Source organism: Archaeoglobaceae archaeon, assembly GCA_038734275.1.
Lineage (GTDB): Archaea > Halobacteriota > Archaeoglobi > Archaeoglobales > Archaeoglobaceae > WYZ-LMO2.
Map to the genome: position 1 here is coordinate 78663 of JAVYOO010000007.1, position 15277 is coordinate 93939.

22 protein-coding genes and 1 CRISPR repeat array are annotated in these 15277 nt (G+C 41.6%); of the genes, 8 read left to right on the plus strand and 14 right to left on the minus strand.

What is annotated here, in order from left to right:
- The first annotated feature begins 112 nt into the window (after positions 1–112).
- Positions 113–1003: a diphthamide biosynthesis enzyme Dph2 gene (dph2, locus tag QXI54_07695; protein MEM0303034.1), complete on the plus strand. Its 891-nt coding sequence runs from the start codon at positions 113–115 to the stop codon at positions 1001–1003.
- 41 nt (positions 1004–1044) lie between these two features.
- Positions 1045–1731: an ABC transporter ATP-binding protein gene (locus QXI54_07700; GenBank protein ID MEM0303035.1), complete on the plus strand. Its 687-nt coding sequence runs from the start codon at positions 1045–1047 to the stop codon at positions 1729–1731.
- Between the two features lie 16 nt (positions 1732–1747).
- On the opposite strand, the gene acsC is transcribed toward QXI54_07700, so the two are convergent.
- From acsC to cdhC, 4 genes are all read right to left on the minus strand, one after another.
- A complete protein-coding gene (gene acsC / locus QXI54_07705; protein ID MEM0303036.1) occupies positions 1748–3160 on the minus strand; it encodes an acetyl-CoA decarbonylase/synthase complex subunit gamma in 1413 nt (470 codons plus the stop codon).
- A gap of 3 nt (positions 3161–3163) precedes the next feature.
- On the minus strand, positions 3164–4531 hold the full coding sequence (cdhD, locus tag QXI54_07710) for a CO dehydrogenase/acetyl-CoA synthase subunit delta (protein ID MEM0303037.1): 1368 nt from the start codon (positions 4529–4531) through the stop codon (positions 3164–3166).
- Positions 4532–4535: 4 nt separating this feature from the next.
- A complete protein-coding gene (locus QXI54_07715) occupies positions 4536–5288 on the minus strand; it encodes an AAA family ATPase (protein MEM0303038.1) in 753 nt (250 codons plus the stop codon).
- A gap of 82 nt (positions 5289–5370) precedes the next feature.
- Entirely contained in the window at positions 5371–6930 is a 1560-nt protein-coding gene (gene cdhC, locus QXI54_07720) for a CO dehydrogenase/CO-methylating acetyl-CoA synthase complex subunit beta (protein MEM0303039.1), read from the minus strand.
- Between the two features lie 269 nt (positions 6931–7199).
- Here cdhC and QXI54_07725 point away from each other — a divergent pair, with 269 nt between their 5' ends.
- The 6 genes from QXI54_07725 to QXI54_07750 all read left to right on the plus strand — a co-directional run bounded on the left by QXI54_07725 (position 7200) and on the right by QXI54_07750 (position 12361).
- Entirely contained in the window at positions 7200–7724 is a 525-nt protein-coding gene (locus QXI54_07725) for a nitroreductase family protein (protein ID MEM0303040.1), read from the plus strand.
- 31 nt (positions 7725–7755) lie between these two features.
- Entirely contained in the window at positions 7756–8118 is a 363-nt protein-coding gene (locus tag QXI54_07730) for a response regulator (protein ID MEM0303041.1), read from the plus strand.
- Positions 8119–8354: 236 nt separating this feature from the next.
- Complete coding sequence (locus QXI54_07735) at positions 8355–8606, plus strand: hypothetical protein (GenBank protein ID MEM0303042.1); 252 nt, start codon at positions 8355–8357, stop codon at positions 8604–8606.
- 27 nt (positions 8607–8633) lie between these two features.
- On the plus strand, positions 8634–9215 hold the full coding sequence (locus QXI54_07740; GenBank protein MEM0303043.1) for a hypothetical protein: 582 nt from the start codon (positions 8634–8636) through the stop codon (positions 9213–9215).
- Between the two features lie 619 nt (positions 9216–9834).
- A complete protein-coding gene (locus tag QXI54_07745; GenBank protein MEM0303044.1) occupies positions 9835–10578 on the plus strand; it encodes an integrase in 744 nt (247 codons plus the stop codon).
- A gap of 37 nt (positions 10579–10615) precedes the next feature.
- A CRISPR array of direct repeats spans positions 10616–11191; the repeat unit is 30 nt; unit sequence CTTTCAATCCCATTTTGGTCTGATTTCAAC.
- 924 nt (positions 11192–12115) lie between these two features.
- On the plus strand, positions 12116–12361 hold the full coding sequence (locus QXI54_07750) for a hypothetical protein (protein MEM0303045.1): 246 nt from the start codon (positions 12116–12118) through the stop codon (positions 12359–12361).
- 182 nt (positions 12362–12543) lie between these two features.
- Here the strand turns inward: QXI54_07750 and QXI54_07755 are convergent, their stop codons facing one another.
- From QXI54_07755 to QXI54_07800, 10 genes are all read right to left on the minus strand, one after another.
- A complete protein-coding gene (locus tag QXI54_07755) occupies positions 12544–12879 on the minus strand; it encodes a hypothetical protein (protein MEM0303046.1) in 336 nt (111 codons plus the stop codon).
- Positions 12880–13037: 158 nt separating this feature from the next.
- Positions 13038–13295 carry a type II toxin-antitoxin system RelE/ParE family toxin gene (locus QXI54_07760; protein MEM0303047.1) on the minus strand — a complete coding sequence of 86 codons (258 nt, stop codon included), beginning with the start codon at positions 13293–13295 and terminating at the stop codon, positions 13038–13040.
- On the minus strand, positions 13292–13504 hold the full coding sequence (locus tag QXI54_07765) for a hypothetical protein (GenBank protein ID MEM0303048.1): 213 nt from the start codon (positions 13502–13504) through the stop codon (positions 13292–13294). Before QXI54_07765 ends, QXI54_07760 begins: the two co-directional genes overlap by 4 nt.
- Positions 13505–13547: 43 nt before the next feature.
- On the minus strand, positions 13548–14033 hold the full coding sequence (locus tag QXI54_07770) for a hypothetical protein (GenBank protein MEM0303049.1): 486 nt from the start codon (positions 14031–14033) through the stop codon (positions 13548–13550).
- Entirely contained in the window at positions 14011–14232 is a 222-nt protein-coding gene (locus QXI54_07775) for a hypothetical protein (protein ID MEM0303050.1), read from the minus strand. The genes QXI54_07770 and QXI54_07775 overlap by 23 nt, the downstream gene beginning before the upstream one ends.
- The gene (locus QXI54_07780; GenBank protein MEM0303051.1) at positions 14201–14512 is read right to left on the minus strand and encodes a hypothetical protein; all 312 of its coding nucleotides are present in this window, start codon (positions 14510–14512) and stop codon (positions 14201–14203) included. The genes QXI54_07775 and QXI54_07780 overlap by 32 nt, the downstream gene beginning before the upstream one ends.
- Positions 14509–14670: a hypothetical protein gene (locus QXI54_07785; GenBank protein ID MEM0303052.1), complete on the minus strand. Its 162-nt coding sequence runs from the start codon at positions 14668–14670 to the stop codon at positions 14509–14511. The genes QXI54_07780 and QXI54_07785 overlap by 4 nt, the downstream gene beginning before the upstream one ends.
- On the minus strand, positions 14667–14825 hold the full coding sequence (locus QXI54_07790) for a hypothetical protein (protein ID MEM0303053.1): 159 nt from the start codon (positions 14823–14825) through the stop codon (positions 14667–14669). Before QXI54_07790 ends, QXI54_07785 begins: the two co-directional genes overlap by 4 nt.
- On the minus strand, positions 14822–15058 hold the full coding sequence (locus tag QXI54_07795; protein MEM0303054.1) for a DUF736 family protein: 237 nt from the start codon (positions 15056–15058) through the stop codon (positions 14822–14824). Before QXI54_07795 ends, QXI54_07790 begins: the two co-directional genes overlap by 4 nt.
- Positions 15045–15277: hypothetical protein (locus QXI54_07800; GenBank protein ID MEM0303055.1), on the minus strand; the 233-nt coding region annotated here is incomplete at its 5' end. The genes QXI54_07800 and QXI54_07795, both read right to left, overlap by 14 nt.

The window sequence follows — 15277 nt, forward strand, 5'->3', positions numbered from 1 at the left end:
AGAGATATTAATTTTTCCAAACTTAGGTGATGAGTTTCCAATTTGCACATCAATTTTCTAAATTTTTTGCAATAATGGGCAAGATTTTAATAATCTCTTCAAACGTGAAATCATGCGAATCGGTCTACAGCTTCCAGATGGGCTTAAAAAGAAAGTCTTCGAAATCTGTGAGCAACTTGGTTCTGATGTTATACTGAGCGGAGAAAGTTGTTTTGGAGCATGTGATATCGATTTGAACCTCTTGGCAGACGTCGATGTTCTGTATCATTATGCTCACAGTGAAATTTTAAAATTAGATAAAATTATATATATACCTTATTTTGTTGATTTCAATGTAGAGAAGGTTGCAGACGTAATTAAAAGAATCCCCGAAAGAAAAATCGCTTTGATCGCTACTGTGCAGTTCTGCCACAAACTTTCCGAGCTAAAGGGTTTGCTCGAATCTGCAGGCTTTGTAATTGAACTCAAAAAGGGTAGCGAGAGAGTAAAATACCCGGGGCAAATTCTTGGTTGCAATTACACAGCTCTAAGAAGTTCCACTGCGGATGCGGTTGTTTTCATTGGTGATGGTCTCTTTCATGCTATGGGTGCGTCTTTCTACACGGGAAAAAGGGTTTATGCAATAAATCCGTTTAGTTTAGAACTTTTTCCAGTTGATTCGGGAGAATTTGTTAAGCAGAGATATCTTCAGCTTTCGAGATGTATAGGCCTGAATAGGGTTGGAATACTGGTTTCAACCAAACCCGGACAAAAAAGGCTTAATTTGGCAGAAAGACTAAAGAAAGAGGCATTGAAGAGTGGGCTGAAAGCTTTGATTGTATATATCGGGGATATAACTCCAGAGAAGCTTATTAACTTACCGTTTGATTTCTACGTTAATACGGCCTGTCCAAGGATCACTTATGATGATTACAGGAGATTTGAAAGACCGATCATATCTCCGAGTGAGTTTGAATGTTTGCTTAATCTGAGAGAAGAATTGAGTATTGATGAAATAGAGTAGCATGCAATGGTTTATTATACTTGTAGAGCAAGGGATCAGCGATGAATGTAATTAGGCTCATCGATGTTCACAAGGTATATAAAACTGAATTTTACGAAGTTCACGCTCTTAATGGAATAACCATGGAAGTCAAAAAGGGTGAATTTGTTGCAATAATGGGCCCTTCTGGCAGTGGGAAGAGCACACTTCTCCATTTAATAGGATGCCTCGATAAACCGACAAGTGGCGAGGTAATCATAAACGGAACTGAGACTTCCAAGCTAAGCGACAAAGAACTTACAAAGCTAAGAAGAGATAGCATAGGCTTTATATTTCAGCAATACAATCTCGTTCCAACGCTTACGGTTCTTGAAAATGTTGAACTTCCTATGATTTTCAAAGGTGTTCCAAAAGAAGAGAGAAGAAGGAGAGCTATGGAACTGTTAAAGCAAGTAGGCATTGAAGAAGTGGCGGATAGAAAGCCAAATGAGATCAGTGGAGGGCAACAACAGAGGGTTGCAATAGCAAGGGCATTGGCGAATTCACCCTCAATTCTTCTCTGCGATGAACCCACTGGAAACTTGGACAGCAAAACAGGAAGACAGGTGATGGATATTATCAAGAAGATGAACAAAGAACACGGCGTGACTGTAATTCTTGTTACCCACGATTTATCTCTTGCAGATTATGCAGAAAGGATTGTAAAACTGAGGGACGGAAGAATAGTGGATCAAGAAAGTCGAATTTAAATAAAATAAAAATTTATTACTTCTTGGGTGGCCAGTTTTTCTCCATCCAGCCCTTGATTCTTCCAGAGTCTATTGGGCCAACAAGCACTTTCCAGCCAGTCTCGTCTTCAATTGCTCCCTGGAGTCTTGCAGCAAGTCCCGGAATTACGAGGTATCTATGATTAACCTTTTCAGCAACCTTTGTTTCCTGAATGATCTCCTTTACTTTTGAAGCAGTCAGCTTTCCGCCAGCTACACTTGCTTCAACGCCAATCCCGTCTGTGTTAACGACAAGTAGCCAACCCTTTATCTTTGCACTGTTCAAATCGTTCTCGACCGTGTAATAAGTAAGGGCAAAGTTAGTTGTCAGGAATACGGGATCATCTGGACCAGGATTGTTGATCTCCCTTAATCCAGCAGCAACCTGCACTGGAGTGCGTGGATCGGTGTAGATGTTGAAGCGAAGCGTTAGTGTTGGCATCACGACGTGCTGGTCGATGCTGTGGAAGATCATCGCGTCGCCGTATTTAACGATGAACATTCCTGCAATTACTGCCTCCCAGTATGCCTTGGTCACTTCATCGCCCTCGATAAGCCATGCGGATATCGGAGTAATCAAAATCGGATATGCAACGTCTTTGTCACCATCCAGAATAGCTTTTCTACGGAGCTGAACCACTCTCTCGAAAGTTCCTTGCAACCCCTCGCCAAGGGGTTCTGTTACCGGATCAAGCACGATATCTTTAATTCCAGCGGATTTGAATGTAACAGCTATGCTCTTTAGCACGTTCAGATCCTTAGCCCTTATCGCAACAGGCACCTTGTAATCAAGAGCGAGCTTCATGAACTCCTTCCAGTTACCTTCAGTTGCAGCGTAGATCAATGGCCTCTGGTTTGCAACTTCTTCAAGTGCTGCTTTCATGCACTCCGGATTAAGTGCAATCAGAACCATGGGCTTTCCATAACTCGCAACTTTCTTGGCAACTTCTTTAAACCTCTTTGGATCGTTCGAGGTGCATCTCACCGCAAAGCCGTCGAGTGTGAGGTATTTACCAACGTAGAACTTCTTGTAGTTCACAACCCTCTCGCATCTCTCTTGGATCTTCTTGTCGTCAAGTGTGTCCCAGACATCGAAGAAGAATGCTGTCGGGTTAAAGAAGGTTAGCTCGTGGCGGTGCAGAACTTCTTCGCCACCGATCTTTATTGCCTTGTCGCCAACGCCGACAACAACTTCTGCAATTTCGGGCGAAGTGATCTCAATAAGCTTCTCAAGCTTCTCCTTGATCTTGGGATCCTTCTCAGCATCCTTCACGAGAGGCTTGCAATCGAAAACTTTCGCAGAGCGGTCAAGAATGTGTGAAGCAAAGCTCATGCAAGTGTCGTAGCCACATTCCTTGCAGTTCGTCCTTGGCAAGTAGTTGTAAACTTCAAGTGGGCTCTTTACCTTCATTCTTCACACCTCCGCAGTGATCCATTTTCCTGCGTCAGCAACTCCGCCCTTCACTTTACCGCCAAGAGTGTTGAAGATCTCCTTAAGCACAGCCACTGCCAATGGGTGCATCATCATGAAGATATCCACACCAGCAAGGGAGAGTGTTAAACCGGTTATTATCTCCCAGATTGGTCCGCGAAGCTCTCTTGGACCCCATGGTGTGTCGCCCTCAAGCGGAGAATCTGTCATCCAAGCTTCTCTTGCTCCCCAGGCATTTGTTGTTCCACTTGAGATCGGGAAGTTCAGATCTGTATCTCCCTTAAGACCGCTAATCCTTATTCTTTCCATGTTCGTGAACGCATAGTCCAACCCGTAACCAAGGGCTGCGGTTGTTGGATCCATTACGATGCTGTTCCTTGGCATTCCTGCACGTTTGAGCAAATACCTGTTTAGAGTCTTCTGGTTGTTTATGTCCATTTGTGTCCAGCTCAGCACAACGTGTCCATACTTCTTTGCAGCTTCGCATATCCTTGCCCAATCCATGTCGAGTGTAGCACTTGCAAGCATTACTCTTTCACCCTCACAAACTTCTGCAGCTTTTTCAAGCACTTCTGGATCCTTATCCTTGTTACCACTCCCGCCTATTATTATAGGACATTTAACTGCCTGCAGAACGTCTTCAACCACTTTCACCGCTTCGCTCGCAGGCGTGTTCTCAAGCAACGGATCAGTGCTTACGAGGTGAATCGTAACCATGTCCGCTCCAAACTTCTTTACACACTTTTTCGCCCACTCTGCTGGACTGCCAACTACGTCTTCATAATGCACCTTAACCGCCTTCGCAAGTGATGGTGGTCGATCGAAAACGTCTATGGCTATTGCTGGCAAATTCGGCTGTGGTTTGTCGAAAATGTAGAAAGCCAAACTCTTCTCGCCACCAAGCTTTACTACGTAGTCTCTTGTCCCTCCATCTGCCTTCGTTGCACCCAGAACAACCTCCTCAATGTAGCCCGGATATTCCACTTTTGGCGCCTCAAATTTTGCCTCTATCAGTTTTTCCGGCAGTTTTAGCTCGGGAGCTGATGGAATTTCGGGAGCAGTTGGCATTGCAGGAGCTACAACGGGTTGCACTTGTGGCATCTGGAATGGTGCAGGAATTCCAAGCATGGTCGAAATTCTCTGCAAATAACCCAAGGCCATGTTTGTGTGATAGAAGAAGTTTCTAAATTCGTTTAGCAAAGAATACAGTGCTGCAATCGAGGAAAGATCGATTGCAGATCCTTCAATTTCGATCTCTAAATCTCCCTCAATTTTGACGTCCTCCAGCCTCTCTACATCATATTCCTTCAACAACTTTAAAAAGTCCTCAAGCTTGAACTTATTTGACAATCTCTCACCTCTTCAAAAATACTTCCGCAACCTTACCCATACGCCTATAAACTTCAGAATCCGCTTCCAATTGGACAATCGGGATACCCTTCAGATCAAGTTCGACAACCTTTTCGTCGTAGGGAAGGACTTCCAGTAATTTGATCCCCTCCTCATCTGCGAAGCTTCTTATCCTTTCTTCGGCCTCTTCATTGGCAATTCTGTTTGCGAGAAGCATAATGTCCTTGAAGTTTAGCTTTAACTCTTTTGAAAGCTCTTTTATTCGCTTTGCAGTCGCAAGTCCTTTTTTGGACATGTCAGTCACGATCAGAATGTAATCAGCACTGTCGATTGTTTTTCTGCTGAAGTGCTCAAGCCCGGCTTCGCTATCGATGATCACAAATTCATAGTGCTTGGTAAGTTTTCTCAGAACACCCCTAAGCAAGGAATTGGCAAAGCAATAACATCCCTCTCCTTCGGGACGACCCATTACAAGCAAGTCATAGCCTTTGCACTCACAAATAGCCTCGTAGATTTTACCTTCAAGCCATTGTTCCTTGTTCATTGTCCCCATTTCGTCTCTGCTTACTTGGAACACTTCTCTAATCTCGCCAAGTGTCTTTTCTACTTCAACGCCCAAGGCATCCGCAAGATTGCTGTCTGGATCCGCGTCCACAGCAAGCACTTTACTACTCTTCTTTGAAATAAAATGGATGAGGAGGGCGGAGACAAGGGTTTTTCCCGTTCCCCCCTTTCCCGTCACTGCTACAGTAGTCATTCCTCCTCCTCAATTATGACCTCCGGGATTCTGATCTCTGCTCCAACGAGGATAACTTTAATCTTCTTAACTTCTTTTTCCATCAGCTTTCCCCCTTTCCCTTCTTAACCACGATTTTGCCAATTGTGATCTTTGCATCCTTTATCACAAGCTTAATCCCCGCTGGTGCTGCCTGTGGAGCGGGCATTGGCATAGAAGGTAGCTGTAAAGGCTGTAAAGCTGGCATTTGCATTGGCATCATTGCTGGTTGTGCAACCGCTGGGGTTGGAGCAGCTGGTGCTGGGGCTTTAGCCTCCTCCTTCACTTCCTCTTTCTTCTCTTCCTTAGCCTCAGCCCATCCTTCTGTGATCTTCTTTCCATCAACCTTTCTAACGACTCCCTTTACCACAGGATGATCAACCTTCTTCAGGAATTCCTTGAGCTCATCCAGCGTCTTTGCATTCTCTTCGGTAGCTATTTTATCTCGAATGTCATCTGGAATGTATTTCGATAATCTCTCTTTAAGTTCTTTTGGCATCCAGACAACCCTATACCAGCCACCATCTGCCTGAATGAACTTCTTGCTTCTGAAGTAAGCCATCCCAACTCCAAGGAAGCCAGTAACCTGTTTTCCACCACCAGTTTGTCCAGCCATTGTCGAGAAAGTCAGGCCATTTGGAGCCGGGCTTGGATAACCTCTATGCACCCAGCCAATGCCGTCAACTTCTGGCATGTAGAAGCCAATAACTTCAAAGCATCCACAGCTCGTGTGTGGGAACTCAAAGAAGCTGTGCAGTTTGATTCTCTCATATTCTCCACCGCTCTCCTGCTTTGCAAATTCGTTAACACCGCTGTATTCACCACCAATTGGATCCAGAACTTCTCCCTTTGGCACAGCCCTGTTTGGCCCTTCGGGATCCACTTTTGCAGCAGCTCTACCATCGAACCAGCTAATTGCTCCACAAAGCGAAGGACGATCTGGGGAGACTATGCACACATTTGTCGGAGCAAAGCTCTGGCAGAGTGTGCATGAGTAGAACTCTTGGACATCTTCATCATGAAGCATCTCGACTCTCTTGTCTCTCTCTTCGTAAATCGGCATTGCAACTTCTTTCAACAATTTCTCAACAAGTGCCTTGTCAGTGATATATAGCGCCTCGATTTTTTCGATGAACGGCAACTCATTCTTGTAGAGCATCATTGTAGCCTTCGCGATCTGTATAAGACTCTTTAAACCCTTCTTTATAGAGTTCTTGCCAATTCTGACCCAAACATCGTATCTCTGGTTTAGATGCATGTAGCCCTCGATGTAATTCTGGAAGTCGTGATTTCTGCGCTCAATTACAGGCTCGAGATCCGTTTCAACTTTGCTACCGGCAATGTAGTAGATCATGGCGTATGGATAATTCCCACCCTCTTTCATTTCATCAAGATCCGGGCCTACAAGAGTAACCTTCATGTCTTCCACTTGCTCTGCTGGCAGTGCCATAACAAGTTCGAACTTCACTTCTTTTGGACCGCCAAGTTCTACAAACATGTCTTCCTTGCGTATTCTTTCGCCCTCATACATCGGAGATATGTCGAATGGGAATTTCTCCTCAGCACCGACGCTGACTTTCACTTTTGCTCCTGCAGGAATTTCTATTTTCTTTCTTTCTACCATCAACCACCACCCCAGAGTGAGTGCTTTTTACTTTCCTTCCGGGTGATCCTTTATTTGTATTTATCGGTTTTTATCGGTGGCAGATCTAACATAATTTCTCATTTGGATAAGACAGTAAAAATTACTCTGAAAGTTCTTGAGGCTCCGAAATTTAAATTTTTGGCAAATATTATTTTGAATAATTTTCTATCTTTTAGTAGCAGTTAGTGCCATAATTGAATTATTTTTTAATACCAAAAAACTTAATAATTGATGAGCTAAAAAATGGTATGGAGAAATGTCTTGAAATCATATACACAAGAAGGAGCATAAGGAGTTACACGGGTAAGAAGATTTCTGATGAGGATTTAAATAAAATTCTTAAAGCGGGTTTTCAGGCACCTTCAGCCGGAAATGAACAACCCTGGCACTTCATTGTAATCAAAAGCAAAGAAAAGCTTGAGGAACTTAGCAACGCGCATCCATATGGAAAGATGCTTGTGAATGCAGGAGCGGCGATTGCGGTTTGCTGTGATCCGAAACTCTCGAAGTATCCGAATCCGATGTGGATTCAGGATTGCAGTGCAGCGACACAGAACATTTTAATAGCTGCCAGAGCTTTGGGCATTGGCTCATGCTGGCTCGGAGTTTATCCTGTGGAAAGCAGAATGAAATCGCTTGCGAGAGTTTTAGGAGTTCCGGATGGAATAATCGTTTTCAGCCTAATCGCCCTTGGTTATCCCCACAGCGGCGAAGAATTCTTTGAAGCCTCGGACAGATATAGGGAAGACAGGATCCATTATGAGAAATGGTAATTGTTAAAAACTGGTGATTATGTTGGAAAATATGGCCAAGCGCGTTTTGATAGTTGAAGATGACGTTGCGGTTCTGGAAGTTCTTCAGATGATGTTATCCGAAAATTACGAAGTAATTCTTGCAAGAACGGGAAAAGAAGCTATTTACAGCTACAAAATCTATAAACCTGATATAGTGCTGATGGATATCGTCTTACCTGATCTGGATGGGATTGAAGCAACGAAGGAAATAAAGAAGAGAGATCCAGATGCAAAAATAATAGGTATAACTGCTTTTTCCATTCAGAAGGGTAAAGATCTCCTTAAAGCCGGAGCTCTGGAGATTATAGAAAAGCCTTTTACGAGAAAAAAGCTTATTGATACAATTGAAAAGCATTTAAGGGGGCTTTACTAATCTTTACACAGAAATGGCAGTGAGCCAAAGATGGGTAAGAAGCCGTGGAGCCAATGAAGAGCTTTTTCTCGGCATCGCAAACATCGCTGAGCTTTTTGGTGTCCCAACAAAAGTCTTTTGAGAAGTTTAGACGAGGAGTTGATGTTCTTTAGGCCGTATTTGGGAGATAGACTCGAATATTCACTTTTGCTGGGATATGTTAAAATGCGTCCTAAATCTGAAAACGAACTCCTTGTGTGGGTGAAGAGATAACTTTTGCCGACGTAGAAAAACTTCTAAAAGAAATTAACCTGAAGATAAACCTCATGCGCTCAGCTGTGAAAAAGGTAGTTCTAAATCCATCGCTTCCCTACAAGTCAAAAGTTAAAGTGGTTACTGAATTTGAAAAGAGAGGCTTTAGGGTTGTAGATTTATATGATCTCCCCTCAAAGGAAAGAGGGGATCTATGCCACTCATTTTTTGCCGAAAAATACGCCACTATCAGGTAGAATTTCGTCTGGGAGAAATACATCGTTGTGGGTGTTCCTGATGGGACAACTGATGAATTTGTCTATGAATTCAAATCCACGGGTAGTGAATTTCTTTTGAAATACATAAAACGGGTCGCTTTTGCCCAAGCAGATCTTCCTGAGTCGCAACTTGAACCAATATACAACTATGCAAGAGCTTATAAAAACGGAAGACCGCTTGTTCTCGGAAGTATCCCAATTCTTGAGAAACGTGAGATTACTTTTTTGATCTGGAGTATGACCTTAGTAGTTCCTGCTGAAAACGAGTATCAAGAGCGAAAAATCCTCATGGAATTCGCTAAAGTAAGTGAAAACAAGCTATATGTAACTTACGCAGGTCCTGCGGCTGATAAACGTGTGCTTCAGAAAAGTCTTCAAAAGCACGGGATCCTATTTCCAAGAAATTGTGAGATTGTGGATCTACTCGATGACATTATTGAACCTGGAAAACCAGAAAAGCAAAGGATTTTTCTGCCAGTGAAGGTGCGTGGGGAAAAAGAACTTGCGGATATCTCGGTTTTATTCCGAATCCGCAAGTTAGAATACGTAATTGATGGGAAGCATTCTCAGAATTTAGAAATTATCTAAAAAGCGAAAACCCTATGGAAAAAGAATGCTTGAAGCAACAACTGCTTATCTAAAACGAAGATCTAAAAAGGTTAAGGCGTATATTTGAGGCACTAAGTTCTTTGTCGGGAACTTAATAGCTACCCGAGTGGTTTTTCTTCAGGTTGCCAACTCCACACATGGGAAGAAAGCCAAGCGGTAGAGTTAATTGTTCCGTGTGGATAAAGATCTTCTCTCAGAGTTGCGAGAGATTGCTAAAGTTCAAAGCGTTTCCATTTCAGATTTAATCGAGCGGAAAATACTCGAATTGATAAAAGAGTTTGATTCTAAGAAAGGCGAATCTCATATGCGAAAAAATTTCTCATATGGGATATCCAGCGAAAATAAAACTCCACAGCCTCCAAAACGAGAATCAAGCCATTCAAAAAATCGAGAATTTAACGATAGCCTCTTAAATTGCTCAAATTCCCGCAAGGAATGGGCTCGGCCGGATTCGAACCGGCGATCTCCGCCGTGTAAGGGTAACTTTTTCCCAGAAATAAGCTCGGAAAACCTTCCGTTTAACTTCTGGAGCTTTTACAAAAAACATGAGAAAGATTTTATAAAATGGCTTCAAAATAGAGTAAAATCCGAGAAAATAATGGAAAGCACCGCTAAAGACTACATTTCCGCAATAAAGAAATACTCTGGAGACTTAGAAGATGTTTCGACTCCGAATGATCTTGAAGAGATTCTCCTCGAAGCCAATGGAGACAAAATCCACAAGGGATTGAGAAATTTTTTCAACTTCCTTGAGGAACAGGATGTGGACTTCATCGGAGAATTTCCCTTGAGCAAGTGGAGAAAGAAGTGCAAGATCCCACAATATGGAGCTAAAGAGATCCACATAACCGATGAAGAGCTCAGGAAAGCATATTCCGAAATTAAAAGAGAAGAGATAAAGCTGATCTTTGAGCTAATGGTTTTCTCGGGAGTGAGACTAAAGCACATAATAAGAGCTCTTAACTCCTTCAATTCCCAAGACGTCGTGGTTGTAAACAAGAAAGTCCGCAGATATCCCGCTTTCCGCTTTTCACGGGGAAGTAAAAAGTCTTACTGGATCTACTTCCCAAGTTCTGTGGAATTTAAAAAGCTAAGCATCTCCTACCATGTCGCTCAAAATGAAACACAGATCGGAAGAGTTTCCGCAAGCACAATCCGAAAATGGAACTTCAACTTCCTGATCATGAATGGAGTTCCCGAAAGCGTTGCAGACTTCATCCAGAGAAGAGCTTCCACAACCGTTGGATCCGCTCATTATCTCGCAAAGACCGTTCAAGCTGATATCTGGTATTCGAAGGTTGTGGACAGATTGATCAACACTCTTAAGCTGAGAAGCCATTAGGATTTTTATCGGATAAAGAATGCGTCTTTAAACCCCACTTTCAATCCCATTTTGGTCTGATTTCAACACGGGTATCAATGAGCAGAGAATTATTATATGCTGAATACTTTCAATCCCATTTTGGTCTGATTTCAACTGCTTTTTGGAGAACATAGGTATTCTTGATACGGTAGTCTTTCAATCCCATTTTGGTCTGATTTCAACAAGATACCCGAAACTGATCCATATCGAGAACTCGAAAACTTTCAATCCCATTTTGGTCTGATTTCAACTAGCAAGAAACTAAGCGAGTTTGAAGTATGCGACATACTTTCAATCCCATTTTGGTCTGATTTCAACCAAAGCCACATGGCATCACCTCCTACCCCACAGGGCTCAGCCTTTCAATCCCATTTTGGTCTGATTTCAACTTTCAAAGCTTACACACAGCAAACGATTTGAAATATCCTTTCAATCCCATTTTGGTCTGATTTCAACTTTCAAAATGAAGACTCCCGTTGCCTTAGGCTACCCACTTTCAATCCCATTTTGGTCTGATTTCAACTCATTTCTGACTGCTTCTTCAAGGAGCTTTATATTCGTGCTTTCAATCCCATTTTGGTCTGATTTCAACCCTTATGAATTTTTACTCCTTTCTCAATTTAAAGCTTTCTAATGCCCTCTTTTATTTATATACTCTCGCAAACCTCCAAAGTTGCAACTCATTTATAAAGGTGTGCGACTTTTTTCTTCGCATTCTTTTTGAATAAAATTGAATTTAAAAAGCTTTTTTAAAAAATCAAAGAAATTTCAGCAGGGTAGAGCTTAAGAATAAAAATACAAAAGCCCGGATTTGCAAAAGGAGGAAGTATAAAAAATAAATCTTTGTAATAATAAAGGAAAATTTTATCGCGTGCGACTTGCTGTTTGGGCTTCGATTTTGATTTAAGGCTTTTAAAAGGTTTTTTGCTGAGTTTTAAGGAATTTGCTCAGGGATGAGTGACAAACAGTGTTGCGGACTTCCTTCGAATATTGGCTTCACCACGGGGCTCTTGATGAATTGTATGCGAGACTGAGGGTAGTAAGGGTAGTATATAGAGAAGCCCACTCTACTCGGGCTACTCAGCCTACTCATCGGGATTTTTATCGGATTTCTTATTTTAAGCTATAATCCACATCTCCGCAGAAAAACGATTGAGAATATTCATGCAAAGTAGCATTGCATTATAAAGCTTAATAGGAAGCCCTTTTCTATCCCAATTTTGCCGAAAATCGATTTAGAAAGCTGTTCTATCAGTTTTGAAAATAACTCTGTGGAATAATTCATAATATACAATAGTAGTTCATGAAACTATTTCCCTCAGGACTTGCGAATGTGAGGGGGGGACTATACGGAAAACGTATGTAAAGTATATAAACATTATTTTTTCTATATGAGATATAATATGAATTGAATTAAAACTTAAAATAATATCCAGATTGTTTGGGGACAAAGCAATAAACATTCCACGAGAATTTAGCATAAAAGTATATAAACCTTTGTTATATAAATCTATATATGGAACGTCCCGCCCTGATCGAAGGAGATGCGATCGAACTCGAAAATATAAATAGAATTTACTCGGAGATTCTCCTTTTTATCCACTCAGATAAGAAAATCCTTTTTATTCCTGTCAAAAATCAAAGACGCGTTATGGACTGGATATCAAGGCAAAAAAAGAGAGGAGAGAAAGGGTTTGAAAATATTAAAGCCATGAAACTCGAAGATGTTCTTATAATCATAAAAATTGATACTAAAAAATGACAATATTTCCAAAGATCTTAAAAACTTGTTTCTGAACTTTAAGTCCGGTGAAAATGTTGAAGATTTTTGCGTTATCTTACTGTTGACTAACCTTAAGTATAAGATAACAGTTTTAACCCAAAAACGTTATCATAAAGCCATAAGGAAACTCTCTTCTTACTCAAAATCAAAATTTTAAGTATTCAAAAGAACAACCTAATCTCCCCTTTCAGATGCTTCACGAGAGCTGAGATTCTTTGCAGAGTGGAAGCATCGATCTCTCTCATTGTATTGTGCAAGGTGCTTTTGCGAGGGGGATTCCGATGGTTCCAGCCATGCGATTTTAACAGCTCAAAGTTTTCCTTGCACCATCTTTCAGCATCTCTCAAACTCCAACCATTCTTAATAGCAAGGTAAGCGATAGTATAGAGTATAGCCCTCGGGTGTGGTCTTCTCCCTCTACCAGTTTTATGACTCTGATGAGAAATCATCTTACAGGCTTCAACTATTAGCCCGAACTCACTCTCAAGCCCTGCCATAACACCATCTATAACGCATTTTCGCCTGTCCAAAAATTCGAGTTTTCTGCTGGAGAATAATTAAGAACGGAATGCGGATAACTACAATCTTAAACATAAGCCCTTGAGGAGTTTTTAACCGAGCTTAGACTCTACAGCAAGAAGTGATTTTTCCAAAACTAAAGTCGATCGTAAGCCCTTTCCCTTCTATCTATTTTAAAGACCACGATGACTTTTCTGTCTTCATCAAGAGTATAAATAATCCTGTAATCCCCAACTCTGACTCTGAACGCTTTTCCACCTTTGATTTTGACAGATTTGACAAAATGTGGATTTTTAAGCTCATATAACTTGGCTTTTATCCGTTCAACGTCTTCTTTTGGAAGCTTTTTGAGAAATTTAACAACTTCAGGATGTAAATAAACCTCGTAGGTCATTTCAACACTTCATCAAGTTTCTCGACCGGAATAAAATCGCTAAAATCTCCTTTTTTTATCTTTTCTTCAACTTCTCGAAGCAATTTCTCCTCTTCAGGAGTCAAAATCGAGTCCGCAAGATCTTCTATGGCATCTTCTATCCTTTCAATTCTCTTCTTTATCTCTCTAAGCTCATTGAGTATGTCAACCAGAGATATCGATTCTTGCATGAATGAAGTTGGCTCGGAAATTAATAAGACTTTGCCAAAAAACTTAAGGAAGCTTGATCAAAATCTCATCCGCAAGTTTTTCCTGAGTGTAGTTGAGGATCATATCGAGCTTACTATGGCGAGTTATCTTCGCTATGATCTGTGGACTTACTCCACGCTTTGCAAGGTAGCTTATGAACGCATATCGTAAGCTGTGAGTGTTGAAATCGTATCTCCTCTTTGCGAACATGATCACCGCTTCCTTGCTCGGGATCTCCACAATGTGGTTGGCTTTGATCTGCTCGGGGATTATCATCTTCCTGAACTCCTCTTTCCCTCGCTTCTTCCTGACTTTAACCGCAAGCTCTCGCTCTCCTGTGGACTTGAATAGGCTTATCGCTTCGATGGCTTCGCTTATCCTCGAGCCATTGCGGAGCTGAGTTATGAGAATTGCGAGCTTTGTCTTCCTTCGCAAATTCGTTTCTTCGTTGTAGTCTCTTAAGAGCTTCTTAAGTGTTTTTTCAAAATCAAGCCCTTGATCCCATGTCATACGCTCTTAACTTTTTATAAATCTTTAATGCAATTTTCGCAAGTTTCAAAGCATCAAGATCGTCGTCTCTCACACTTATCATCAAGCCATTCCCGTCTTTTCCCCAATTATAATCGATTTCAACCATTTTAACCCTCTTGGTTTCTTCGAACTTCTTTTCAATTTCTTCAAACTCTTCTACTTCTCCTTCTTCCTCCATCCTTCTCACCACTTCGTGGACAGAAACGAGGGCAAATTCTCGCTTGGCGTGGATGGACTATGAGATCCCACATATAGCAATAGACTTCAGTCTTACCCTTAAAGTTGTCATCGGTTTTGATCAGCTTTCCATCGATGCAATCAAGACAGCTCGGCTTTCTCTTTCTTTCCACATGCTTTGGCTTCTTTCTGATTGTGATTGCGATCTGAGTATTTTGATCCTTCTTTGGCTCCTCTATCCTGATCTTCGGCTTTGGCTTGAACTTTTGAAGGTAGTTCATAGAATTAACCGATCATCAATTTTCTCGGCATCCTTCACGCAGTAAATCGAATATCGGAACTCTATCCGATACTTACAATCTCCAAGACCATTGCAGATGTAGCAGTCATATTCAGAAACTTTCTTCCCAAGACCAAGATCGATTAGCAGATTCCTCATAAGCTCCTCTTCACTTTCTCGATCTCCACATCTTGATTTGAGAGCTCATCCTCGATGTCTTCGAGTTTTTTGATGATAGTTTTGAGAAGTTCCGTGAGTGTGGAATGATCCTCGTTTTCTTCAAACTCAAGAAGGAGCTTTCTCAGTTTGTTCATAGCTCGTCATCTTCTTCTTTCTCCTTCTCCTTAAGCTCTCTTGTCCATAAGGCTCCGACTTCTTTCCAAGCTTCGCCTTCCCTTACGAAGATCCTGTAAAACGGTTGCTTATCGCTCTCTCTGCCTTCGTTCTTGAAGATGCAGATCTCTCTCCTTCCCAAAATCCCAAACTCAACATAGCCCGAGAGATACTTTCGGGCTTTTTCCTTAACCTTCTTCTCACCTTCTCCCATTCAAACCACCTCCAACCAGTTTTTTCCTCTCCTGTGAGAGAGGAACTTGAATGAATGTGGAATAAACCCAATTCCCGAATTCTTCCACACTACCTTGAAAGACTGGAAGCAATTGATCAGCGGAAACAAATGGAGAGCTTTTAACGATCTGATTCGTATCATAGCGGAATAGTTTCACGTGATCGCTTTCCTTCTCGATTATGAGGAGAGGAACATCAA

Coding starts and splice junctions, on each gene's coding strand:
- dph2 (MEM0303034.1), top strand. CDS start 113: ATGCGAATCGGTCTACAGCTTCCAGATGGGCTTAAAAAGAAAGTCTTC.
- QXI54_07700 (MEM0303035.1), top strand. CDS start 1,045: ATGAATGTAATTAGGCTCATCGATGTTCACAAGGTATATAAAACTGAA.
- acsC (MEM0303036.1), bottom strand. CDS start 3,160: ATGAAGGTAAAGAGCCCACTTGAAGTTTACAACTACTTGCCAAGGACG.
- QXI54_07715 (MEM0303038.1), bottom strand. CDS start 5,288: ATGACTACTGTAGCAGTGACGGGAAAGGGGGGAACGGGAAAAACCCTT.
- cdhC (MEM0303039.1), bottom strand. CDS start 6,930: ATGGTAGAAAGAAAGAAAATAGAAATTCCTGCAGGAGCAAAAGTGAAA.
- QXI54_07725 (MEM0303040.1), top strand. CDS start 7,200: ATGGAGAAATGTCTTGAAATCATATACACAAGAAGGAGCATAAGGAGT.
- QXI54_07730 (MEM0303041.1), top strand. CDS start 7,756: ATGGCCAAGCGCGTTTTGATAGTTGAAGATGACGTTGCGGTTCTGGAA.
- QXI54_07745 (MEM0303044.1), top strand. CDS start 9,835: ATGGAAAGCACCGCTAAAGACTACATTTCCGCAATAAAGAAATACTCT.
- QXI54_07750 (MEM0303045.1), top strand. CDS start 12,116: ATGGAACGTCCCGCCCTGATCGAAGGAGATGCGATCGAACTCGAAAAT.
- QXI54_07755 (MEM0303046.1), bottom strand. CDS start 12,879: ATGGCAGGGCTTGAGAGTGAGTTCGGGCTAATAGTTGAAGCCTGTAAG.
- QXI54_07760 (MEM0303047.1), bottom strand. CDS start 13,295: ATGACCTACGAGGTTTATTTACATCCTGAAGTTGTTAAATTTCTCAAA.
- QXI54_07765 (MEM0303048.1), bottom strand. CDS start 13,504: ATGCAAGAATCGATATCTCTGGTTGACATACTCAATGAGCTTAGAGAG.
- QXI54_07770 (MEM0303049.1), bottom strand. CDS start 14,033: ATGACATGGGATCAAGGGCTTGATTTTGAAAAAACACTTAAGAAGCTC.
- QXI54_07775 (MEM0303050.1), bottom strand. CDS start 14,232: ATGGAGGAAGAAGGAGAAGTAGAAGAGTTTGAAGAAATTGAAAAGAAG.
- QXI54_07780 (MEM0303051.1), bottom strand. CDS start 14,512: ATGAACTACCTTCAAAAGTTCAAGCCAAAGCCGAAGATCAGGATAGAG.
- QXI54_07785 (MEM0303052.1), bottom strand. CDS start 14,670: ATGAGGAATCTGCTAATCGATCTTGGTCTTGGGAAGAAAGTTTCTGAA.
- QXI54_07790 (MEM0303053.1), bottom strand. CDS start 14,825: ATGAACAAACTGAGAAAGCTCCTTCTTGAGTTTGAAGAAAACGAGGAT.
- QXI54_07795 (MEM0303054.1), bottom strand. CDS start 15,058: ATGGGAGAAGGTGAGAAGAAGGTTAAGGAAAAAGCCCGAAAGTATCTC.